General features: G+C 39.5%; 19 protein-coding genes. 17 read left to right on the top strand and 2 right to left on the bottom strand.

What is annotated here, in order from left to right:
* The first annotated feature begins 51 nt into the window (after positions 1 to 51).
* The 4 genes from IGK01_RS09270 to IGK01_RS09255 all read left to right on the top strand — a co-directional run bounded on the left by IGK01_RS09270 (position 52) and on the right by IGK01_RS09255 (position 6861).
* Positions 52 to 1803 (top strand): ABC transporter ATP-binding protein, encoded by a 1752-nt coding sequence (locus IGK01_RS09270; RefSeq protein WP_194179839.1) that lies wholly within the window; start codon positions 52 to 54, stop codon positions 1801 to 1803.
* On the top strand, positions 1803 to 3581 hold the full coding sequence (locus tag IGK01_RS09265) for an ABC transporter ATP-binding protein (protein WP_010734946.1): 1779 nt from the start codon (positions 1803 to 1805) through the stop codon (positions 3579 to 3581). The genes IGK01_RS09270 and IGK01_RS09265 overlap by 1 nt, the downstream gene beginning before the upstream one ends.
* A 445-nt stretch (positions 3582 to 4026) precedes the next feature.
* Positions 4027 to 4872, top strand: a complete 846-nt coding sequence (licT, locus tag IGK01_RS09260) for a BglG family transcription antiterminator LicT (protein WP_023520009.1) — start codon at positions 4027 to 4029, stop codon at positions 4870 to 4872.
* A 102-nt stretch (positions 4873 to 4974) separates the two neighbouring features.
* Complete coding sequence (locus tag IGK01_RS09255; RefSeq protein ID WP_077151119.1) at positions 4975 to 6861, top strand: beta-glucoside-specific PTS transporter subunit IIABC; 1887 nt, start codon at positions 4975 to 4977, stop codon at positions 6859 to 6861.
* 246 nt (positions 6862 to 7107) lie between these two features.
* On the opposite strand, the gene IGK01_RS09250 is transcribed toward IGK01_RS09255, so the two are convergent.
* A complete protein-coding gene (locus IGK01_RS09250; RefSeq protein ID WP_023520007.1) occupies positions 7108 to 8013 on the bottom strand; it encodes a MurR/RpiR family transcriptional regulator in 906 nt (301 codons plus the stop codon).
* A gap of 305 nt (positions 8014 to 8318) precedes the next feature.
* Here IGK01_RS09250 and IGK01_RS09245 point away from each other — a divergent pair, with 305 nt between their 5' ends.
* From IGK01_RS09245 to IGK01_RS09225, 5 genes are all read left to right on the top strand, one after another.
* Positions 8319 to 9719: a 6-phospho-beta-glucosidase gene (locus tag IGK01_RS09245; RefSeq protein WP_019724139.1), complete on the top strand. Its 1401-nt coding sequence runs from the start codon at positions 8319 to 8321 to the stop codon at positions 9717 to 9719.
* A 5-nt stretch (positions 9720 to 9724) separates the two neighbouring features.
* A complete protein-coding gene (locus tag IGK01_RS09240) occupies positions 9725 to 11158 on the top strand; it encodes a 6-phospho-beta-glucosidase (RefSeq protein WP_023520005.1) in 1434 nt (477 codons plus the stop codon).
* A 143-nt stretch (positions 11159 to 11301) separates the two neighbouring features.
* Entirely contained in the window at positions 11302 to 12237 is a 936-nt protein-coding gene (gene trxB / locus IGK01_RS09235) for a thioredoxin-disulfide reductase (protein ID WP_438840688.1), read from the top strand.
* A 260-nt stretch (positions 12238 to 12497) separates the two neighbouring features.
* The gene (locus tag IGK01_RS09230) at positions 12498 to 14225 is read left to right on the top strand and encodes a phospho-sugar mutase (protein ID WP_010734953.1); all 1728 of its coding nucleotides are present in this window, start codon (positions 12498 to 12500) and stop codon (positions 14223 to 14225) included.
* A gap of 65 nt (positions 14226 to 14290) precedes the next feature.
* Positions 14291 to 14590 carry an ArsR/SmtB family transcription factor gene (locus IGK01_RS09225; RefSeq protein ID WP_010734954.1) on the top strand — a complete coding sequence of 100 codons (300 nt, stop codon included), beginning with the start codon at positions 14291 to 14293 and terminating at the stop codon, positions 14588 to 14590.
* A gap of 228 nt (positions 14591 to 14818) precedes the next feature.
* Here the strand turns inward: IGK01_RS09225 and IGK01_RS09220 are convergent, their stop codons facing one another.
* Entirely contained in the window at positions 14819 to 15676 is an 858-nt protein-coding gene (locus IGK01_RS09220) for a pyruvate, water dikinase regulatory protein (RefSeq protein ID WP_010734955.1), read from the bottom strand.
* A 90-nt stretch (positions 15677 to 15766) separates the two neighbouring features.
* Here IGK01_RS09220 and IGK01_RS09215 point away from each other — a divergent pair, with 90 nt between their 5' ends.
* The 8 genes from IGK01_RS09215 to era all read left to right on the top strand — a co-directional run bounded on the left by IGK01_RS09215 (position 15767) and on the right by era (position 22326).
* On the top strand, positions 15767 to 16195 hold the full coding sequence (locus IGK01_RS09215) for a Fur family transcriptional regulator (RefSeq protein WP_438840687.1): 429 nt from the start codon (positions 15767 to 15769) through the stop codon (positions 16193 to 16195).
* A gap of 164 nt (positions 16196 to 16359) precedes the next feature.
* A complete protein-coding gene (rpsU, locus tag IGK01_RS09210; RefSeq protein WP_002356740.1) occupies positions 16360 to 16536 on the top strand; it encodes a 30S ribosomal protein S21 in 177 nt (58 codons plus the stop codon).
* 26 nt (positions 16537 to 16562) lie between these two features.
* The gene (locus IGK01_RS09205; protein ID WP_010734957.1) at positions 16563 to 17009 is read left to right on the top strand and encodes a GatB/YqeY domain-containing protein; all 447 of its coding nucleotides are present in this window, start codon (positions 16563 to 16565) and stop codon (positions 17007 to 17009) included.
* 333 nt (positions 17010 to 17342) lie between these two features.
* Complete coding sequence (locus tag IGK01_RS09200; RefSeq protein ID WP_438840686.1) at positions 17343 to 18314, top strand: PhoH family protein; 972 nt, start codon at positions 17343 to 17345, stop codon at positions 18312 to 18314.
* 21 nt (positions 18315 to 18335) lie between these two features.
* Positions 18336 to 20525: an HD family phosphohydrolase gene (locus IGK01_RS09195; protein ID WP_010734959.1), complete on the top strand. Its 2190-nt coding sequence runs from the start codon at positions 18336 to 18338 to the stop codon at positions 20523 to 20525.
* 20 nt (positions 20526 to 20545) lie between these two features.
* Positions 20546 to 21022, top strand: coding sequence for an rRNA maturation RNase YbeY (ybeY, locus tag IGK01_RS09190; RefSeq protein WP_010734960.1), 477 nt, complete (start codon positions 20546 to 20548; stop codon positions 21020 to 21022).
* A complete protein-coding gene (locus IGK01_RS09185; protein ID WP_226075803.1) occupies positions 21006 to 21413 on the top strand; it encodes a diacylglycerol kinase family protein in 408 nt (135 codons plus the stop codon). The genes ybeY and IGK01_RS09185 overlap by 17 nt, the downstream gene beginning before the upstream one ends.
* Positions 21414 to 21426: 13 nt before the next feature.
* Positions 21427 to 22326 (top strand): GTPase Era, encoded by a 900-nt coding sequence (era, locus tag IGK01_RS09180; RefSeq protein WP_438840685.1) that lies wholly within the window; start codon positions 21427 to 21429, stop codon positions 22324 to 22326.
* Positions 22327 to 22474 lie beyond the last annotated feature (148 nt).

Below are 22474 nucleotides of genomic sequence, written 5' to 3'. Positions count from 1 at the left end.
ATTCAACCTCGGAAATAAATGAAATTTTTAGGAGTTAGAAGGAGGAAGTATATGTCGATTTTCAGAAAATTGGGTTGGTTTTTTAAACAAGAGAAAAGGCACTATTTGATTGGCGTATTTTCTTTGTTCGCGGTGGCAATAGTGCAGTTGATCCCACCTAAAGTCATCGGGATCATTATCGATGAAATCGCCGATCAAAATATCTCGATGCAAATCATTGCATTGTGGATAGGTGTATTGATCATTGCAGCTTTTTTGCAATATCTTTTTCGCTATATTTGGCGAATGAACATTTGGGGCAGTGCAGCTAGACTTGAAAAAGAATTACGCCAGCGTCTATTTGCTCATTTTACGCGAATGGATAGTTTGTTCTATCAAAAATACCGGACGGGTGATTTGATGGCTCATGCAACGAATGATTTGAACGCGATTCAAAATGTAGCTGGTGCAGGAATTTTAACATTTGCAGATTCAGTGATCACTGGAGGAACGACGATCATTGCGATGGTTCTATTCGTTGATTGGCGGTTAACGTTGATTGCATTGATCCCATTGCCATTATTAGCGGTTACTTCAAGGATCTTAGGCTCAAAATTACATGATGCGTTTCGTGACTCACAAGAAGCCTTTTCAAGTATCAACGATAAAACGCAAGAAAGTATCACAGGTATCAAAGTCATCAAAACATTTGGTCAAGAAAAACAAGACTTGGAAGATTTCCAAGAAAAGATCGATGATGCCATTGAGAAAAATAAGCGAGTAAACTTTTTAGATGCGCTTTTTGATCCATTCATCACATTGATCATTGGCTTGTCATATGTGGCGACAATTATTTTAGGTGGACGTTATGTCTTGGATGGTACGATCTCAATTGGACAGATGGTTTCCTTTATCAGTTATATCGGTATGCTTGTCTGGCCGATGTTTGCGATTGGACGTCTGTTCAATGTACTAGAGAGAGGGAATGCTTCGTATGATCGTGTCAATGAACTATTGCATGAGAAAACACATATCGTCGAAAAAGTAGGAGCAGAAATGACACCAGCAAAAGGTGAGTTGAATGTGGCAATCACACAATTTACCTATCCAGACGATGAACAGCCAGCATTAGAACACATCAAATTTGCGATCAATGAAGGTGATACGTTAGGTATCGTTGGTAAAACAGGTGCCGGTAAGACGACGATCATCAAATTATTGATGCGTGAGTATGACCATTATCAAGGAGAAATCAAATTTGGCGGACGAACGATCAGAGACTACTCACTAGATGCCTTGTTGCGCTCGATTGGTTATGTGCCACAAGATCATTTCTTGTTTTCGATGACGATCCTAGATAATATTCGCTTCTCCAATCCACAGAAATCACCAGAAGAAGTGGAAGAAGCAGCGGAATTGGCGTATATCAACACAGAAATCAAAGAACTGCCAGAAGGGTACCAGACAATGGTCGGTGAACGTGGAGTCTCCCTTTCTGGTGGACAGAAGCAACGGTTGTCGATTGCTCGTGCATTGATCCAAAGTCCCGAATTATTGATTTTGGATGACGCATTATCCGCTGTTGATGCTAAGACAGAAGAAGCAATCTTACGTAACCTTAAAGCAGAACGGAAAAACAAAACCACGATCATTGCGGCCCATCGTTTAAGTAGTGTCATGCACGCCAATGAAATCATCGTCATCGATCATGGTCGGATCATTGAACGTGGCACACATCAAGAGTTGTTAGCTCTTGGCGGTTGGTACGAACAAATGTGGCAGAAACAACAATTAGAAGCAAAAATTGAAGGAGGTGGCGAATAATGGAAGATCAATATCAGTCGGAATGGTCAAAATCCATGACCTATAAAGAACAAGCTTCGATCATTAAACGGTTGATGCAATTTGCTAAACCCTTTCGCTCGACATTCATCATTGCGATTTTATTTGCTTTAGTATTATCAGTCATCAATGTGCTATTGCCAAGGATCATCCAAACATTCATGGATGAGCATCTAGCGAAGCAGTCAGCAACGACACAAGTCATCCTTTTCTTTGCAGGGCTTTATCTATTTGGGGTCATTGTCAAAAGTATCATCTGGTTTTTCCAATGGTATCTATATTCGATGGCGTCATTGAAGACCTACCAACATATCCGTGTAAAGTTGTTTGAGAAACTTCATACACTAGGAATGCGGTACTTTGACCAAACGCCAGCTGGATCGACTGTTTCTCGTGTGACTAATGACACAGAAACACTGTTTGAATTTTGGTATGTCTTTCTGATGGTTTTAACAGGAATTTTTGCCGTGATTTCTTCATTTATTGCGATGTTTCAAATCAATCAAAAAATCGCGCTATGGTGTCTGATCTTTTTACCGATTTTAGGAGTAGTGATTTGGTATTATCAAAAATTCAGTTCAAGGATCTATCGAAATATGCGTGAGCGCTTGAGTCAATTGAACACAAAATTAAATGAATCGATTTCTGGGATGCGGATCATCCAACAATTTCGTCAAGAATCGCGTTTAGCAAAAGAATTTGAGGAAGTCAATGAAGAGTATCTAGCGACTCGCTATGCCATGATCAAGACAAATTCGATTCTTTTGAGTCCAATCATCAGTTTTTTATATGCTTTAGCAGTTGCCTTGACTTTGACGTTGTTCGGACTCGACGCGTTACATTCACCAGTTGAAGTCGGTTTGATCTTTGCCTTCACCACCTATGTTCAAGGATTCTTTAATCCGATGTCGCAAATGATGGACTTCTTGAGTGTCTTTACGGACGGAACAGTCGCAGGAAGTCGTATCTTGAAAATCATGGATACGGAAGAATATGCACCACAGCAAAAGGAATCAGCGGATCGGACGATCACTGCTGGAAAAATCGAATTTCGTAATGTCAGTTTCTCTTATGATGGAAAAAACAATGTATTGAACAATATTTCATTTGTTGCTAATCCAGGAGAAACTGTCGCATTAGTCGGACATACAGGAAGTGGGAAAAGTTCGATCATCAATGTGTTGATGCGTTTTTATGAGTTTTACGAAGGGCAGATCTTGATTGATGATCATGACATTCGTGAATATCCGATCGCTGAATTACGCAATAAAATGGGTCTAGTATTACAGGATGCGTTCTTATTTTATGGGGATATCGCTGGAAACATCCGAATGATGAATCCAGAGATCACAGACGAACAAATACGTGAAGCCGCTGAGTTTGTCCAAGCGAATCAGTTCATTGAAGACTTACCGAAAGGGTATCATTCAAAAGTGATTGAAAGAGGGGCGAGCTATTCAAGTGGGCAACGCCAATTGATCACGTTTGCCAGAACGATTGTAACGGATCCTAAAATCTTAGTTCTGGATGAAGCAACGGCGAATATCGACACAGAAACAGAAGTGTTGATCCAAGAAGGACTTGCGAAGATGCGTCAAGGTCGGACAACGATTGCTATCGCCCATCGTCTGTCAACGATCCGTGATGCAGAGTTGATCCTCGTATTAGATAAAGGACATATCGTGGAGCGCGGGAATCATGAAACACTTTTAGCGGAAGAAGGGTTATACGCAGATATGTACAAATTACAAAGTGAGTAACAGGGAAGAATAAAGGCATCTGTTTTTGAAACACTTGTATCGTAAGCCGTGATAAAAATAGTTAGCCTCAACTCATAAGTCTTGAATCCCCAAAAACGTGCCAACTTTTGGGGATCAAGGCTTTTTTTTATGACTTGATTGATAGCGGTATGATTCAAATCAAAAAAAGTCAATCGGCTATTCTTACTGTCTGGTTAATGGTTGTTCTAGGGGAGTGGTAGTTCCCATGTTAACGTGAAAGAATTTTTTTAGAAATATTGGAATAATACAAAAGAAAGCGTTGACATTTTAAAATTGTTTCGCTACTATGAAGAAAAGAACATACTGTTGGATAGTGATTGCATCACGCAAGCTAAACCTAATCAGTCACCATGAATCGATTCCATGGCTGACTTTTTGGGTTTTTTTGTTTTTTTAGGAGTGACAATCATAGAAAGGGGATATTATGCGGATTGAAAAAATTCTAAATAATAATGTCGTTGTCACAAGGGACAAATTAAATCGAGAAATGATCGTTATGGGAAAAGGATTAGCATTCAAAAAAAAGATTGGTGATGCTATTTTAGAAGCGGGTGTGGATAAAGAATTTCATTTGACAGATGATCGACTGTCGAGACATTTTCAAAAATTAGCGGAGGATATCCCGATGGAATACCTCGAACTCTCCTACGAGATCATTGAGTATACGAAAGAAAAGTTAGATGTGACATTGAATGAATCCATTTATATTTCATTGACCGATCATTTATACAATGCGATCAAACGTTATAAAACCGGCGTTGGATTACCTAATGTTTTATTATATGATATCAAGCAATTATTTCCGAGAGAATACCAAATAGGTAAAAAAACGATTGAAAAAGTCCATCATAAATATGGATTTGATTTATCCGAAAATGAAGCTGGATTCATTGCCCTTCATTTAGTCAATGCACAATCAGAACAAGATAGTATGAACAATATGTACCAGTTTACGAAAACCATTCAAGATATTTTGAATATCGTTCGCTATTATTATCAAACACCCTTTGATGAAGAATCGCTTTATTTTTTCCGATTTGTCACGCATCTTCGTTTTTTTCTTAGCCGTGTGATGAACACGTCCCTTACCCAAGAAGGTGAGGTCGAGGAGGAGTTGATCCAGATGATCCAGCGAAAATACCAAACGGCTTCTGGCTGCGTGGACAAAATCGCTTTATTCTTACAGGAAACATTTAATTATCATATGTCAGACGATGAAATTGTCTACTTAACGATCCATCTGGCTCGTTTGGCAGATAATAATCATTAAAAAAATCACTAAAAGGAGGGCCGTGGATTCAACGAATGAGTACCAAAGGATAGTGACATTGAGTTGGCTAAACCTTCAATCAAACAATTGGAGGAAAAGAACATGGGAAAATACCAAGATTTAGCAAAAGAAATCGTGAAATATGTTGGCGGAAAAGAAAATATCAGTAGTTTGACGCACTGTGTGACTCGCTTGCGTTTTCGGTTAAAAGACGAAAGTAAAGCAGATGACGAGACATTGAAGAATATGGATGGTGTCGTGACCGTCATGAAAAGCGGTGGGCAATACCAAGTAGTCATTGGTAATCATGTACCAGACGTATATGCAGATGTATTAAGTGTAGCAGGGATTTCAGAAGATGCGGAATTAGCCCCTGCGAAAGGCAATATATTTAATCGTTTGATCGATATTTTAAGTGGTTGTTTCCAACCCTTCTTAGGAGCTTTAGCAGCTGCCGGGATGGTCAAAGGATTGAATGCATTATTTATCTTTTTAGGATTTTATGAGCAGACTTCCGGAACTTATATCATGTTAAATGGGATCGGTGATTCGATCTTTTATTTCATGCCAGTTATTCTAGGGTATACAGCAGCTAAAAAATTCAAATTGAATCCAATGGTCGGCATCGTCATCGGTGCAGCCCTTGTCTATCCGACCGTGCAAGGTCCCGCATTACAAAGTAGTTTTGAAGCAGCCAATCAAGGTGCTGCAGCGCCGCTTAGCCTTTTAGGATTACCTGCATATGAAAGTTTCTTGGGTATTCCCTGGGTAGGAGCTTCTTATACATCAAGTGTCATTCCTGTCATCTTTATCATTGCTTTTGCCGGACAAGTCCAAAAATTTGCGAAGAAGATCGTTCCAACAGTTGTCCAAACATTTGTTGTTCCTTTTATGGTTTTATTGATTGCTCTACCGATCGGCTTTTTGGTGATTGGCCCAATCGTTAGCTTGTTAACAGAGTGGTTGAGTGCAGGTTTCCAAGCATTGATGGATTTTTCACCAGCATTATATGGTGGGGTTCTAGGCTTCTTCTGGCAAGTATTAGTTATCTTCGGTCTACATTGGAGTATCATTCCTTTGGCGATCATGCAGTTGGCACAAAATGGCTCAAGTCAAATGCTTGTAGGTGTTTTTGGGGCAAGTTTTGCACAAACCGCCGTGGTATTAGCAATGTACTTCAAGTTTAAAGACAAGAAAATGAAAGCCTTATGTATGCCTGCCTTTATCTCAGGAATCTTTGGTGTGACAGAACCAGCCATCTATGGAATCACTCTACCTAAAAAGACCCCATTCATTTATTCAATGATTGGTGGGGCAATCTCTGGTATCTATTTGATGATGAGTGGTACGACAAGTTATACAATGGGTGGATTGGGCATCTTCGGAGTGGTCAACTTCATTAGTGGTAGCGATGCAAGTGGCATGTACAATGCCTTTATCGGTATCGCAATTGCAGCAACGATCGGTTTTACTTTGACTTTCTTGTTCTGGAAAGATACCGAAGAAGTAGTGCCTGAGAAAAAAGAAAGTAAAATCAAAGAAATCGTCAAAACACCGATCCAAGGTGGTATTGCATCTTTAAGCGAAGCAAAAGACCAAGCATTTGCTAAAGGCGCGTTAGGACGAGGAATCTTGATCTATCCAGAAAAAGGGGAAGTCGTTGCACCATTCGATGGGACAGTGATGACGTTATTTCCTTCAAAACATGCGATCGGTTTAGTTTCTGAAAGTGGATTAGAACTGTTGATCCATGTTGGGTTAGACACTGTACAATTGGAAGGGAAACATTTTGAGTCTTTTGTGAAACAAGGGGATAAAGTGAAACAAGGAGACGTCTTATTGCGATTTGATATCAATGCGATCGAAAGTGAAGGCTATAGTGTAGAAACCCCCGTCATCATTACCAATTCAGCAGATTACCTCGATATTGTCGAGAATCAATCGAAGATCGTGACGAATGGGGATGAGTTGATCACAGCGTTGACTTGATGAGTTCAAAGCCCTTTATATCAAGGTTTTAGTAAGTTAGCTTAGTGTTAAAAAGCATTTTTCCACAGGAGAATGTTTCTAAGTACCTGATTCCAAAAAAAGTCGTAACATCCGAGGGTTTCCTCTCATATTTTGGATGTTACGGCTTATTTTCTTAGAAGTTCAGCTATTTAATTAGAGAGTAAATTTCAAGGAGCAACTTTGTTCTGAACGAATCTTTCTGATCATTCCCGCTATAAAAGTAGACTAATCGCCATCTTCGATTGAATCGGTAAATAGTTCTTCTTTCATAATGGATGAACTGATCTGCCGTGTATCGACTTTTTGCCCAACTTCGATCAAATAATCGAGGTTCTCACGATAATGTTCAGCAAAGACACAACTATATAACACATCCAACAAATAGGAGATCGACGTATTGATCGTGAAACTACTGATTTTTGAGTACAATCGTTCACGTGTTGTCAGGCGTAATACCACATCGCTCGCTGTGGACAAACTGGACTCACCGATGCTCGTCAACGATAAAATCGGCACATTTTTTTCTTTCAAAATTTCAGCAGTCCGAAGCATCATCTGATTTTCTCCCGTATAAGAGATCAAGATCGCACAGTTTTCAGGCTGACAATTGTAGGCATCGTAATAGGACTCGCCAGATGTGGGCACGATGGTCACTTCTTGTTTGATCCGATTCATTTTCAATTTGAATGATTGAGCAATCAATGTGTTGGTATCACTCGAAAATAATACGATTTTATTCGATCGCAGCAGAAGTTGCTTTGCTTGTTGGAGATCGTCGTGCATCAACAAGGATAACGTATCTTGGATCGTCATACGTTCAAGTGCCGCAATCCGATTAGCGATCGTCATGATGCCTTCATTTTCGGAAAAAGGGAGATTGGCGTCCACTTCTTGAAAGTTTCCTTGTAGATATTCTGTTTCAGCAATGAACGCATCTCTAAAATCCACCCATCCGTGAAAACCCATTTTTTTGGCGATCCGAATCAAAGTAGAAGGATGGACATAGCAAGTTTCAGCAATTTGTTGAATCGTTCGATCGGCCAGAGTTGTTTCATTGGCTTGGAGAAAACGGATGACTTCGCTTTCTGAAGGTGAAAAGTTGATTTGTTTAAGCTTTTCCTTTAATAGCATAATTCGATCCTCTTTTTTACGTTTTTAGTTAAAAATATGTAAAATAATTGTAAACGGTATTATTTAGTGTGTCAATGAAACAAAAAAAAGAGAAGTAATTCCTTTACTCGTTTATTTTGATTGAAAAATTAGGTTTTATTTGGATTTTCTCATTATTTTTCTTTTTGTTATGCGCAATAAATTTACAAAAAAATGCAAGAATATCGATCATTTTGTAAATGGTTATTCAAATTGGTTAAAAAGTATTGTGACTTTTATTTACAAAAATGATAATGGAGTTGTAAAAAAGACGAAGGAGTGAGTGTATGAATCAAGGAATCAAGATCGCGACAATTGGTGGCGGAAGTAGTTACACACCGGAACTAATGGAAGGATTCATCAAACGTTACGATGAATTGCCGATTCGTGAAATCTGGTTAGTCGATATCGAAGCTGGGCGTGAAAAACTAGCGATCGTCAGTGAAATGGCCCAACGGATGTGGGATGCTTCTCCATATGACGTGAAAATCTATGCCACCTTAGATCGCGAAGAAGCATTGAAAGATGCGGACTTTGTCACTACACAATTTCGGGTCGGTCAATTGGATGCTCGTGTAAAAGACGAACGCATTCCAGCGTACTACGGCATGTTAGGCCAAGAAACCAATGGAGCTGGGGGAATGTTCAAAGCATTTCGTACGATCCCAGTCATTTTAGCAGTAGTTGAAGACATGAAACGCCTCTGTCCGAACGCTTGGTTGATCAATTTCGCTAATCCAAGCGGTATGGTGACTGAAGCAGTCGTTCGTTATGGGAAATGGGACAAAGTGATTGGATTGTGCAATGTACCAGTAATGGCAATGATGACAGAGCCAGTCATGATCAGTGAAAAGAAAGAAGAGTTGATTTATAAATTTGCTGGGCTGAACCATTTCCATTGGCACAAAGTAGCGGATGCAAAAGGAAATGATCGTACAGAAGATTTGATTGAACAACTTTATGCGGAAGATAACGGGTTGCCAAAAAACATATTCGATGTGCCATTCTTTAGAGAACAACTCGATCAGATGAAAATGATTCCTTGTGGCTATCACCGCTATTACTATCGTGAAGAAGAAATGTTGGAGCATGCGTTGGAAGAATACCACACGATCGGAACGCGAGCACAACAAGTCAAACAAACAGAAGCGGAATTGTTTGAGCTATACAAAGATCCGCAACTCGATCATAAACCAGAACAATTACAACAACGAGGTGGTGCCTATTATTCGGATGCTGCGTGTGAAACGATTGCTTCGATCTATGGCAATAAAGAAACTCAAATCGTTGTCTCAACGAAAAACAATGGGGCAGTGCCTGATCTACCAGCAGACTGTGTCGTTGAAGTAACAGCGTATGTAGGCGCGCAAGGAGCAAGAAGTGTTGCTTTTGGTTCATTACCTACAGCAGAACGTGGCTGGTTACAAGTGATGAAAAATATGGAGTTGTTGACGATCGAAGCAGCTGTCACAGGTGATTACGGGACGGCGTTACAAGCATTTACGATCAACCCATTAGTTCGTTCTGGTAAAACAGCAAAACGTATGATGGATGAATTATTTATTGCTCATCAAGAGTATTTACCACAATTTAAAGAAGCCATCGATCGCTTAACAGCAGAAGGCATCGAAGTGCAAGATGAATTAGCAAGAGAATTGTCAGAAAAACGTGTAGTGGAAGGAGTATAACAACGATGGGATTTAGAAAAGACTTTTTATGGGGTGGCGCAACAGCTGCCAATCAATGTGAAGGTGGATACGACGAAGGAGGGCGCGGCTTAGCCAATGTAGATGTCGTGCCGATTGGTCCAGATCGTTTTCCAGTGATTACCGGTCAACAAAAAATGTTTGAGTTTGATGACGAACATTTTTATCCAGCAAAAGAAGCGATCGATATGTACCATCACTATAAAGAAGATATTGCCTTATTTGCAGAAATGGGCTTTAAAACCTACCGTCTATCGATTGCCTGGAGCCGTATTTTTCCATTAGGTGATGAGAAAGAGCCAAACGAAGAAGGGTTGAAATTCTATGAAGATGTCTTTAAAGAATGTCAAAAGTATGGGATCGAACCCTTAGTAACGATCACCCATTTTGACTGCCCGATGCATCTAGTCAAGGAATATGGGGCATGGCGTTCGCGTGAATTAGTCGGATTTTATGAAAACCTTTGTCACGTGGTCTTTAACCGTTACAAAGGATTAGTAAAATATTGGTTGACCTTTAATGAAATCAACATGATTTTACATGCACCGTTCATGGGCGCTGGCTTGTATTTTGAAGAAGGTGACAATGTAGAGCAAGTCAAATATCAAGCAGCTCATCATGAGTTACTAGCGAGTGCGATTGCCACAAAAATCGCGCATGAAGTCGACCCTGAGAATAAAGTCGGCTGTATGTTAGCTGCGGGGGCTTATTATCCTTATTCATGTAAACCAGAAGATGTCTGGGCTTCACGCCAAGCAGACCGTGAAAACTACTTCTTTATCGATGTGCAGTCAAGAGGAGAATACCCAGCATATGCACTAAAAGAAATGGAACGCCAAGGCATCGAGATCAAAATGGAACCAGGAGACTTAGAGTTATTGAAACAACATACTGTTGATTTTATTTCATTCTCTTATTATTCTTCTCGTGTTTCAACAACCGATCCAAAACTATTAGAACAAACCGCAGGAAATATCTTTGAATCAACGAAAAACCCTTATTTAGAAGCAAGTGAATGGGGCTGGCAAATTGACCCATTAGGTTTACGGGTAACCTTGAATGATATTTATGATCGTTATCAAAAACCATTGTTTATTGTCGAAAATGGTTTGGGCGCGGTAGATACTCCGGATGAGAATGGCTATGTGGAAGATGACTATCGCATTTCATATCTTGCTTCACACATCCAAGCGATGAAAGATGCAGTCGAATTAGATGGTGTTGATCTTTTAGGTTATACGACTTGGGGATGTATCGATCTAGTTTCTGCTGGAACTGGTGAAATGAAGAAACGCTATGGTTTTATCTACGTTGATCGTGACAATGAAGGCAATGGTACATTGAAACGAACAAAGAAAAAATCATTTGATTGGTATAAACAAGTGATTGCTTCGAATGGTGAAAATCTAGCGAACAAATAGGATAGAATAAGAATGTCTATTGTTTTTGTCTATCGATTTCGAGTATAATATATCTATTCGAAACTCGTAGGCAGAACAATAGACTTTTTGTGTGATTGGCTGTAAAGTAGGCTTACTTGATTTTAAAACGGAGGAATCTACATATGTATGATGTAATCGTAATTGGTGCAGGACCTGCTGGCATGACCGCTGCTTTGTATGCTTCAAGATCAAACTTATCAGTAGCGATGATCGAACAAGGGGCACCTGGTGGGCAAATGAACAACACCGCAGAAGTAGAAAATTATCCTGGATTTGATTCGATCATGGGGCCAGACCTTGCGTATAAAATGTATGAAGGTGTTTCACGATTTGGAACTGAAAATGTCTACGGTATCGTCCAAGATATCAAAGATCATGGCAACTATAAAGAAGTCATCTGTGAAGACAAAAGTTACGAAGCGAAAACAGTCATCATTGCAACTGGTTGTATCCATCGTAAACTAGGAGTACCAGGCGAAGAAGAATATGCTGGACGTGGCGTTTCTTATTGCGCGGTTTGTGACGGTGCATTTTTCCGTGATAAACGCCTAGTCGTGATCGGTGGTGGCGATTCTGCAGGAGAAGAAGCTGTGTATTTGACTCAATTTGCTTCAGAAGTCGTTATCGTTCATCGTCGTGATGAACTAAGAGCGCAAAAAATCATCCAAGATCGCGCATTTGCGAACGAAAAAATCTCATTTGTTTGGGATACGATCACTGATGAGATCATCGGAAATGATATGGTCGTTACTGGTGTCAAAGGGCACAACGCAAAAACAGGGGAAGAAATCGAATTAGCAGCTGACGGTGTGTTCATCTACGTTGGACTAGATCCATTAACTGAACCTTTCCGCAAAGCAGGACTCACGAATGCTGCTGGCTGGATTCCAACAGATCAAGATATGTGTACGAATATGCCTGGTGTGTTTGCTATTGGCGATGTGCGAGAAAAAGATCTACGCCAAATCACCACAGCAGTAGGCGATGGCGGGATTGCTGGACAACAAGTGTATAAATACTTGGAAGCATTAGAAGAAACGCCAAACGCTCAAGGATAACTAATGATTTAAAAAACGAAAGGTGTCTGGGACATTAGTCCTCATGTGCCACCTAAAACCGAATAAACGGCGGGAACAGAAGTAACCTCTTCGGAAATAAGGCGCCATCCACAAAAATTTGAAGAACAATTTTCGTGGATGGCGCCTATTTCTCGAGGCTGAACACTTCTTTCCCGACCTCTTTTTCTTATGCTTTGCTATCTAAATAGAGAATGCTATACTTAGAAAGGAATATATTTTTAGAAAGAGGTGTCAGCTTCATGTCTTGGAAACAAGTTTACGAGCAATGGGCAACTGAAGAATCATTAGAAGAAAATTTAAAAAAACAATTAAAAGAATTAAGTGAAAATCCTGAAAAATTAGAAGATGCGTTCTACGCACCTTTGGAATTTGGTACAGCAGGAATGCGCGGGATCTTAGGACCTGGAATCAATCGAATGAACATCTATACTGTACGTCAAGCAACAGAAGGGCTTGCACAATTTATGGATGAACAAGGAGCAGAAACAAAAAAACGTGGGGTAGCGATTGCTTATGATTCACGTCATCAATCGCCAGAATTTGCAATGGAAGCGGCAAAAACTTTAGCGCAACATGGTATTCCATCTTTTGTATTTGAAAGCTTACGACCAACCCCAGAGCTTTCATTTGCGGTTCGTCATCTTAACGCATTCGCTGGGATCATGGTTACAGCTTCTCATAATCCAGCGGCATATAATGGCTATAAAGTCTATGGCGAAGATGGTGGACAAATGCCGCCTGCTGATGCAGACGCATTGACAAAATATGTACGAAACATCAGCAATCCATTAAAAGTAGAAGTTTTAGCAGAAGAACAAGCAAAAAATAGTGATTTGATCACGATCATCGGCGAAGAAATCGACCAAGCGTACTTGGAAGAAATCAAAGCAGTGACGATCAATCATGAATTAGTAGAAACATTAGGGAAAGAATTGAAGCTAGTCTTCACGCCGTTACACGGAACAGGCAAAATGTTAGGTGAGCGTGCGTTGACTCAAGCGGGATTTGAACAATTTGTCTTGGTTCCTGAGCAAGCAGTCGCTGACCCAGACTTCACCACAGTCAAATCACCAAATCCAGAAGAACACTCTGCTTTTGAATACGCAATCCGTTTAGGCGAAAAAGAAGGCGCAGATCTATTGATTGCTACTGATCCAGATGCCGATCGTCTAGGTGCAGCTGTACGCTTGCCAGACGGTTCATACAAAGTATTGACTGGAAATCAAATCGGCGCTTTGCTTGTCCAATATATCCTAGAAGCTCACAAAGAAAAAGGAACACTGCCAGAAAATGCGGCGGTCTTGAAATCAATCGTTTCAAGTGAACTACCGACAGCAATCGCTAGACATTATGGTGTAGAAATGATGAACGTTTTGACTGGCTTCAAATTTATTGCTGAAAAAATCCAACAATTTGAAGAAACCAAGGCGCATACATTCATGTTTGGTTTTGAAGAAAGCTACGGTTATTTAGTCAAACCATTCGTTCGCGATAAAGACGCGATTCAAGCACTATTATTATTAGCAGAAGTTGCTGCATTTTATAAAAAACAAGGTAAGACCCTTTATGATGGGTTACAATCGATTTTTGAAACGTATGGCTATTATGCAGAAAAAACAATTTCAGTCACAATGAGTGGGCAAGAAGGTTCAGCGAAAATTGCAGCACTGATGGAGAAATTCAGAAAAGATGCACCAACTGAATTTGCCGGAGAAAAAGTTTTACAAACAGAAGATTTCAAGGCACTGACAAAAACAGATGACCAAGGAAATGTAGAAAAACTAACGACTCCACCTTCAGATGTATTGAAATATACACTAGAAGAAGACGGTTGGATCGCGATCCGTCCTTCTGGAACGGAACCAAAAATCAAATTTTATATTGGTGTCAAAGGTGATTCAAACCAAGCAGCACAAGAAAAAATTGCTGCACTTGAAGCTAGCATCAAATCAATGACAGAAGAATAAACAGTTGAGACTGACGAAAAAAGTGGTACACTTTAGTAGTCAGTCTTTTTTTGGAGGTGAATCGTTTGTCGGGGAATCAAAACATTAAAGTAGAAAAAGTGAGTCAATTATTCAAGGTATTAAGTGATCCGACACGTTTGAATATTTTACTTTATTTAAAAGATGGTGAAAAAAATGTGACGTCGATCAGTCAATCTGTTCAAATGGAACAATCGGCTGTGTCTCATCAATTACGGTTGTTACGTGAAAACCACGTGGTGAAATCACGACGTGAAGGAAAAACGATCCTTTACAGTTTAGATGACTTTCATGTATTAGATATTTTAGAACAAACGATCAAACATGTAGAGCATCAAAAAAGCTAACTAAAGTCATTAAAAAAGGATTTGAAAGTGTCTGGGACATTGGTCCTCTTGTACCACCTAAAACCGAATAAACGGCGGGAACAGAAGTAACCACTTCGGAAATAAGGCGCCATCCACAAAAATTTGAAGAACAATTTTCGTGGATGGCGCCTTATTTCTCGAGGTTGAACACTTCTGTCCCGACCTCGATCAACTCCTATTTTTATTATTTAAAAAGATAATAAAAAGCTATTTCTCTTCCGAAGTTTCTGTGCCGTAATAGCTATGGTCTTCCAGCTCTAACTCATTCAATATCAATGATGCTGTTTCTTCAATGGAAAGAGAAGCAACATTGATGACGACACACCCTAATTTTTCATAAAGTTCATTGGCAAATTCCAATTCTGCACGAATTTTTTCGATATCGGAGTACGCAGTATCTGGATTCAGGCCATATGAACGCATGCGTTCTTTACGAATGTTATTTAAAATATCAGGGTTATTTGTTAATCCAACAATCTTCTTCGGATCGATTTCCCACAACTGTTTAGGGATATGTGCTTGAGGTATCAGTGGGAGATTCGCTACTTTTAAATTTTTATTGGCTAAAAACAAACTTAATGGTGTTTTAGAAGTTCTGGAAACACCAAGTAAGACGACATCGGCTTCCAAAAAACCTCGAGGATCTTTTCCGTCGTCATATTTCACCGCAAACTCCATCGCTTTGATTCGTTTGAAATAATTTTCATTCAATAAGTGAAGTGCCCCTGGTTGACGTGTCGGTTTGATGCCAGTCAAGCGCTCGATTTCTGCAATTGGTGGGGTCAATACATCAAAGCTGTATAATTTGTTTTTTTGACAAAATTCATTTGTTAAATCCACCAATTCTTGGTTGATCAATGTATGGAGAACTAATGCTTGTTCTGACAATGCATCATTTAGTGCGCGTTGCAACGTCTCTGGATCAGTCACAAAAGTTCGTCGAAATAAACTAAATTCGATAGATGGATATTGCGCCATTGTGGCTTGGGCTAATTTTGTTGCTGTTTCACCTGCAGAGTCTGAAATGACAAAAAAGGTGACGACTTCATTTGATTCGGCAGTCATAAATAAAAAACCTCCTTGCTTTTTTTTTAGGTTTATTATACCATACTCGAGTGTACATACTTCGTAATCATATTGATTTGGGGGATAATGATGAATAAACAAACATTGATCGAACAATCTTTAGAAACATTGAAAAATAACGGGCTCAAATACACGAAAAAGCGAGAAGCATTACTCGCATATTTAATCAAACGAAATCGTTACGTCTCTGCAAAAGAAGTCTTTGACTATATGAGTCAGGAATTTAAAGGAGTCAGCTATGATACGATCTATCGTAATTTACATGACTTTTCAGAGTTAGATCTTTTGGAAGAAACGGATCTAAATGGAGAAATGAAATTCCGTTTTCATTGTTGTCAAGGCGAGATTGGGCATCATCACCACTTCATATGTACCGTTTGTGGGACGACAAAAGAAATCCATATGTGTCCAATGAATTATTTTGAAGAACAACTCAGTGGGTGTACCATTGAAGGGCATCGCTTTGAGATATTTGGTCGCTGTGAGAGCTGTCAATAATAATTTTCAATAAAATAACAGGTGATTATTTAAAAAAATCATAAGATTCTCTTGACGGTCAAAACTGCTTTAGCTATAATGTTTATAGAACAGTCTTGTTTCTTGAGATTAACATTTCAATAACAATTACGGTTACTTTTTAAGCTCGGAGGGAGGGAATTAATATGTCAAAAACAGTCGTTCGCAAAAACGAATCACTTGACGATGCTCTTCGTCGCTTCAAACGTTCCGTGTCAAAAGCGGGTACTTTACAAGAATCTCGTAAACGTGAATTCTACGAAAAACCAAGTGTAAAGCGTAAGAAAAAATCTGAAGCAGCTAGAAAACGCAAAAAATTCTAGTTCTTTGATGAATTGGAGTTGGTAGTGTGTCACTACTAAGTAGATTGAACGATGACATGAAGACAGCGATGAAAGCTAAAGATAAAGAATCTTTACAGGTGATTCGTATGATCAAGTCATCTATACAAAACGAGCAAATTAAAGAAGGTCACGACTTGACAGAAGAAGAAGAACTAACAGTGTTGTCTCGCGAAATGAAACAACGCCGTGATTCTTTGCATGAATTCGAGGAAGCTGGACGTGACGATTTAGCTGAAAAAGTGAAAAGTGAAATTGTGATAGTCGAAAAGTATATGCCAGAGCAACTTTCTGAAGAAGAAATTCGACAACTTGTTCAAGATGCGATCACGCAAACAGGTGCTTCATCTGCAAAAGAATTTGGTAAAGTCATGGGAGTTATCATGCCTAAAGTCAAAGGAAAAGCTGATGGAAATCAAGTAAATGCTATCGTAAAAGAACTATTGCAGTCTTAATCTTAGCAAACGAAACTACGGACGCGAAAGTGTCTGTAGTTTTTTTGTGTTCATTAAAAGAATAGTTTTTTGATCAATATTTTTTTGTTTAAAAACGTTTGTTGTTACTTGACAAAAGATTCATAGATTAAAATAAATCGGACAACTGATGATCAAAGTCAGGTATCTCTGCTAGTTACTAAATGATTAGGTTGTTTTAGTTGAAGAACGTTTTGTCTCAGTAATCCAAATTAAAACATTTTTCTCAAGTCGTCTCATTTTATTCGCTATATAGTTTTTCATGATTATGGTAGAATAGGTAAGAACGATTTGAAATAAAGGAGATGTCTATTTTTGACAGAAGCGTCTAGTTCTTTGGATATTAGATTAACAGCAACTGATGATATCAGTATGCTTTTAGGGTCACATGATAAACATATCAAACTGATCGAAGAAACAACTGAAACGACGATCCACACAAGAGGTGAAGTGATCCAGATCATCGGGGAAGAAACCGATATTTCTTTGGCTGCTTCCGTCATCCGAACGTTACAAGAATTGATCAAACGAGGGATCCATATCAGTATGCCTGATGTGGTCACTGCCTTGAAAATGGCTCAAAAAGGGACATTGGACTATTTTGTTGAGATGTATGAACAAGAGATCGTCAAAGATCGCAATGGCAAACCGATCCGTGTCAAAAACAGCGGACAAAAAAAATACGTCGATTCTGTCGCCAAACATGATGTGGTCTTTGGCGTAGGACCAGCTGGTACTGGGAAAACATTTTTGGCTGTCGTATTAGCGATTGCTGCCTTAAAAAAAGGCGAAGTCCAAAAAATCATCTTGACTCGTCCAGCCGTCGAAGCAGGTGAAAATCTTGGATTCTTACCTGGAGATCTGAAGGAAAAAGTCGATCCATATTTACGACCAGTTTATGATGCACTGTACCAGATTTTTGGGTTGGATCATACCAATCGTTTGATGGAGCGAGGAATCATCGAGATTGCACCACTTGCATATATGCGTGGTAGAACGTTAGATGATGCCTTTGTGATTTTGGATGAGGCGCAAAACACAACAGTCGCCCAAATGAAAATGTTTTTGACTCGGCTTGGCTATCAGTCAAAAATGATCGTCAATGGGGACACGAGCCAAATCGATTTACCAAAAGGGATAATGAGTGGATTGATCCATGCAGAACGAACACTCAAACAAATCAAAAAAATCGATTTTGTGAATTTTGAAGCTAGTGATGTCGTTCGTCACCCTGTCGTGGCAGAAATCATCAAAGCTTATGAAAAAGCGGATCTTCATCAAGAATAGCTTTTTTAGGAGGATTACCACATGTTGAACAAAATATTGCAGCAGCTTCAAGCGAAATTAGGGAAAGCTGCAGCACCTTTTCTCTTATTGCTTTTCTTTCTATTGATGTGTGGGATCACGTTTAGCAGCGTGAAGCAAAAGCCCAATGATTTTAGAGAGGGACAAGTAGCGGAAGAAAGTATCCGTGCCAATAAAACGATTGAGAACACGGAAGAAACCGAACAAAAAAGGAAATTAGCAGCTGAAGCAGTGACACCTGAGTACACCTACCAAAGTGACCTAGCTTCGGAACAAGATCGTCGGATCAATCAACTGTTTGTTTTGATCGATCGTGCGAATGACACGATCGACAAACAATACGAAGAAAAAGTCAGTAAGGCAAAAGAAGATGAAAATGTTCCAAAGCCAACAGTAGAAGAACGGATAGCCGCATTGAAACGAATATTCGAAAGTTCAAATGCGGATGATGTCGCGTTCTACCAAAAATTACCAAATAGTTTTTACTCAACGATCATGAATATGTCAGAAAGCGAGATTACGACGGTTCGTGATGAAAGCTTGAAATTGATCGACGAACAAATGAGTAAGCAAGTTCGAGAAAGTGATTTAGATAATTTCAAACAAGAAGCAAATGATAAGATCCAGTATTTGAATGTTTCGGCAGAACAACAAGAAATGATCCGCTATTTAGTCGATCAGGGCATTGTTGTGAATGATGTGCTAAATGAAAAACGAACAGAAGAGTTGAAGCAAGAGGCACGTGACTCCATCCAACCCGTCATGATTTTCCAAGGGGAGATCATTGTTCGTGAAGGGAATCAAATCGATGCAGCTGCTATGAAAAAATTAGAGTTGTTAGGTTTGACGAGTCAATCTACTTCGATTTTTCCTCTTGTCGCTATGATTCTAGCGGTATTATTGCAAATTGGTGTGTTATTCTACAATTCACTACAGTATAAAGATCTATTCAAACGAACAGAGTATATTCTTTTCTACGTAACAGCGATGTCCATCAGTATTTTATTGATGAAATTTTTCCAAGTCTTTCAAACAGAGCAAGCGACGTATATTCCGTTACTTTACCCAGCAGCGTTTGTACCGCTTGTCTTAAACTTTTTCTTGAATCGAAGAGCGGGTATCATGGCTGCGTTATTCCAAGCAGTTTCAGCGCTATTCATTTTTTACAATTCGATCGGTACGAATTTCTTGACTGTGATTTTGGTCTCGTACCTATTTGCCGGCTTTTTAGCAGCCATTTTAAAACGGCAACGTATTTCAGAACAATGGTTCCCAGCAATCATGTGGGTCGTTGTCTTTCCGTTATTGATGGATGTCGTTTTAGTGGTTTATCAAGGCATGAGCTTTAGCGATGGCACCACTTGGTTAACACTTGTATGTGGCTTCATGGGCGCATTTCTGTCGTATTTACTGACGATTGGTCTGCACCCTTATATTGAGCTATTAGTGAATGACGACAGTGTGATCGTTCTAAATGAATTGAGTAACCCGAACCATCCATTATTGAAGCAATTGTTAGAAGAAGCACCGGGAACGTATCATCATAGTATGATGGTTGCGAATCTGAGTGCGAATGCAGTTGCTGAAATCGGTGGGCGTTCATTGTTGACACGTGTGGCTTGTTATTACCATGACATCGGCAAAATCAAACATGCCAGCTTTTTCGTGGAGAACTTACCTTCTGGTGCGGAAAATCCCCATAACTTTTTACTTCCTGAAGATAGTAAACAAATTATTTTTGGGCATGTGACGGACGGTGCGAAGATTTTAGAAGAGTACGATATGCCACAAATGGTGATCGATATCTGCAAGCAACATCATGGGACGACTTTGATGCGTTATTTCTATATCAAAGCAAAAGAACGTAATCCCGAAGTAACAGAGGAACAATTCCGTTACCCTGGCCCTAGACCGCAAACACGGGAAGCTGGGATCGTCAATATTGCGGATAGTTGCGAAGCCGCTGTGCGAGCGATGGATCATCCAACCAGTGAAAAAATCGAAGCTTTTGTGCATAATTTGATTGAAGAACGGATTTCTGATGGTCAGCTTGATGATAGTGGATTGACACTCAAAGAAATCCGCAAAGTTGAAAAATCTCTTGTTAGTGGATTGAGCAGTACCTTCCACTCAAGGATCAAATACCCTAAAATGAAGTCTGAAGCAGAAAAAATGAAACAAGAAAAAGAATAGCAAGAAGGAAGCGATGACTAATGGATATTACATTTATCGATGAAACAAACACTGTATCTGAAACGAAAATCAAAGAAATTGAAGAATTGCTTCAATTTGCGGCAAAAAAACTTTCTTTATCAGATGAGACGGAAATGTCGGTGACCTTCATGGATAATCCGTCTATCCAAGAAATCAATCGTACGTACCGTGGCAAAGACGCACCAACAGATGTGATCAGTTTTGCGTTAGAAGATGAAGGTGAAGACGAGATCCCAGTGATTTTTGAAGAGGACGATGAGCCAATGCCTCGTGTATTGGGAGATATCATGATCTCAATCGATCGGGCAAAAGAACAAGCTGAAGAATATGGTCACTCCTATGATCGCGAACTAGGCTTCTTAGCCGTCCATGGATTTTTACACATCAACGGCTACGACCATATGACACCTGAAGATGAAGCGGAAATGTTTGGCTTACAGAAAGAGATTTTAGATGCTTATGGACTTAAAAGATAAAAAAGAAGAACAAAAAGTAGATAAAAACAAACATTTTTTGATGTCAGTGGAGTTTGCTTTACAAGGAGTCAAAACCGTTTTTGATGAAGAAAGAAATATGAAGAAACATGTGGCTCTTGGGATCATTGCTCTGATCATGGGGTTCATCTTTCAATTGGATCGAATGGAGTGGCTATGGTTGCTCCTTTCAGTCTTTCTCGTATGGATCGTCGAAATCATGAACACTGTGTTTGAGAATGTAGTGGATATGTTCACAGACTTCCATTTTCATCCCATTGGGAAAAAAATCAAAGATATGGCAGCTGGGGCAGTGTTATTGACTGCTTGCTTCGCTGTAATCGTGGGGATCATCTTATTTGGTCCAAAAATCTATCAACTGTTTTTTAATTAAAAGGAGAGTAATTATGTCAGAACATAAATCTGGATTTGTAGCAATCGTCGGACGACCAAATGTTGGTAAATCGACGTTGCTCAATCGGATCGTTGGTCAAAAAATCGCGATCATGAGTGATAAAGCGCAAACGACAAGAAATAAGATCCAAGGAGTGTATACGACTCCTGAAGCACAATTGATCTTTATTGATACACCTGGAATCCATAAACCCAAACATCGCTTAGGCGATTTTATGGTAGAAACAGCTTATAGTGCTTTACGTGAAGTTGATGCGGTATTGTTCATGATCAGCGCCGATCAAAAAAGAGGAAAAGGCGACGATTTCATCATCGAACGCTTGAAAAATGTCCAATCACCGGTATATTTAGTGATCAATAAGATCGACAAAGTCCATCCAGATGAGTTATTAGGGATCATTGAAGATTATTCCTCACAAATGGAGTTTGCCCAAGTTGTTCCGATCTCTGCGACAGAAGGAAACAATGTCGAACATTTGATGGAGGTCTTAGTGGACGAAATGCCTGAAGGCCCGCAATATTTCCCAGACGATCAAGTCACTGACCATCCGGAGTATTTTATCGTTTCTGAATTGATTCGGGAAAAAGTCTTGTTTTTGACACGAGATGAAGTACCCCATTCAGTCGCAGTAGTCATCGATACGATGAAACGTAATGAGAATAATAAAATCCATATCCAAGCTACGATCATTGTCGAGCGGGATAGTCAAAAAGGAATCATAATCGGTAAAGGCGGTAAGATGCTGAAAGACATCGGAACAAAAGCACGAAGAGATATTGAGAATCTGCTAGGGGACAAAGTCTTTCTAGAACTTTGGGTAAAAGTCCAAAAAGATTGGCGAGACAAACGAGTCTATTTACAAGACTTTGGATATCGTCAAGACGAGTATTAAACAAGGTTGTGAGAAAGCCGGTCAGCTCCGAATAGTAAGGCGAAACGTGGGAAAATAGCTTTCCATATTTTTTCACGTTTCGCCTTACTATTGAAGAGTTGCTCTTGAGCACCGGTTATCCAGTTACAGAAGTTAGAGGACAACTAAG

The organism is Enterococcus sp. AZ080, assembly GCF_051714945.1.
GTDB lineage: Bacteria > Bacillota > Bacilli > Lactobacillales > Enterococcaceae > Enterococcus_B > Enterococcus_B pernyi.
This window is presented reverse-complemented; position numbering and strand designations above follow the sequence as displayed.

Coding starts and splice junctions, on each gene's coding strand:
- IGK01_RS09270 (WP_194179839.1), top strand. CDS start 52: ATGTCGATTTTCAGAAAATTGGGTTGGTTTTTTAAACAAGAGAAAAGG.
- IGK01_RS09265 (WP_010734946.1), top strand. CDS start 1,803: ATGGAAGATCAATATCAGTCGGAATGGTCAAAATCCATGACCTATAAA.
- licT (WP_023520009.1), top strand. CDS start 4,027: ATGCGGATTGAAAAAATTCTAAATAATAATGTCGTTGTCACAAGGGAC.
- IGK01_RS09255 (WP_077151119.1), top strand. CDS start 4,975: ATGGGAAAATACCAAGATTTAGCAAAAGAAATCGTGAAATATGTTGGC.
- IGK01_RS09250 (WP_023520007.1), bottom strand. CDS start 8,013: ATGCTATTAAAGGAAAAGCTTAAACAAATCAACTTTTCACCTTCAGAA.
- IGK01_RS09245 (WP_019724139.1), top strand. CDS start 8,319: ATGAATCAAGGAATCAAGATCGCGACAATTGGTGGCGGAAGTAGTTAC.
- IGK01_RS09240 (WP_023520005.1), top strand. CDS start 9,725: ATGGGATTTAGAAAAGACTTTTTATGGGGTGGCGCAACAGCTGCCAAT.
- trxB (WP_438840688.1), top strand. CDS start 11,302: ATGTATGATGTAATCGTAATTGGTGCAGGACCTGCTGGCATGACCGCT.
- IGK01_RS09230 (WP_010734953.1), top strand. CDS start 12,498: ATGTCTTGGAAACAAGTTTACGAGCAATGGGCAACTGAAGAATCATTA.
- IGK01_RS09220 (WP_010734955.1), bottom strand. CDS start 15,676: ATGACTGCCGAATCAAATGAAGTCGTCACCTTTTTTGTCATTTCAGAC.
- IGK01_RS09215 (WP_438840687.1), top strand. CDS start 15,767: ATGAATAAACAAACATTGATCGAACAATCTTTAGAAACATTGAAAAAT.
- rpsU (WP_002356740.1), top strand. CDS start 16,360: ATGTCAAAAACAGTCGTTCGCAAAAACGAATCACTTGACGATGCTCTT.
- IGK01_RS09195 (WP_010734959.1), top strand. CDS start 18,336: ATGTTGAACAAAATATTGCAGCAGCTTCAAGCGAAATTAGGGAAAGCT.
- ybeY (WP_010734960.1), top strand. CDS start 20,546: ATGGATATTACATTTATCGATGAAACAAACACTGTATCTGAAACGAAA.
- IGK01_RS09185 (WP_226075803.1), top strand. CDS start 21,006: ATGGACTTAAAAGATAAAAAAGAAGAACAAAAAGTAGATAAAAACAAA.
- era (WP_438840685.1), top strand. CDS start 21,427: ATGTCAGAACATAAATCTGGATTTGTAGCAATCGTCGGACGACCAAAT.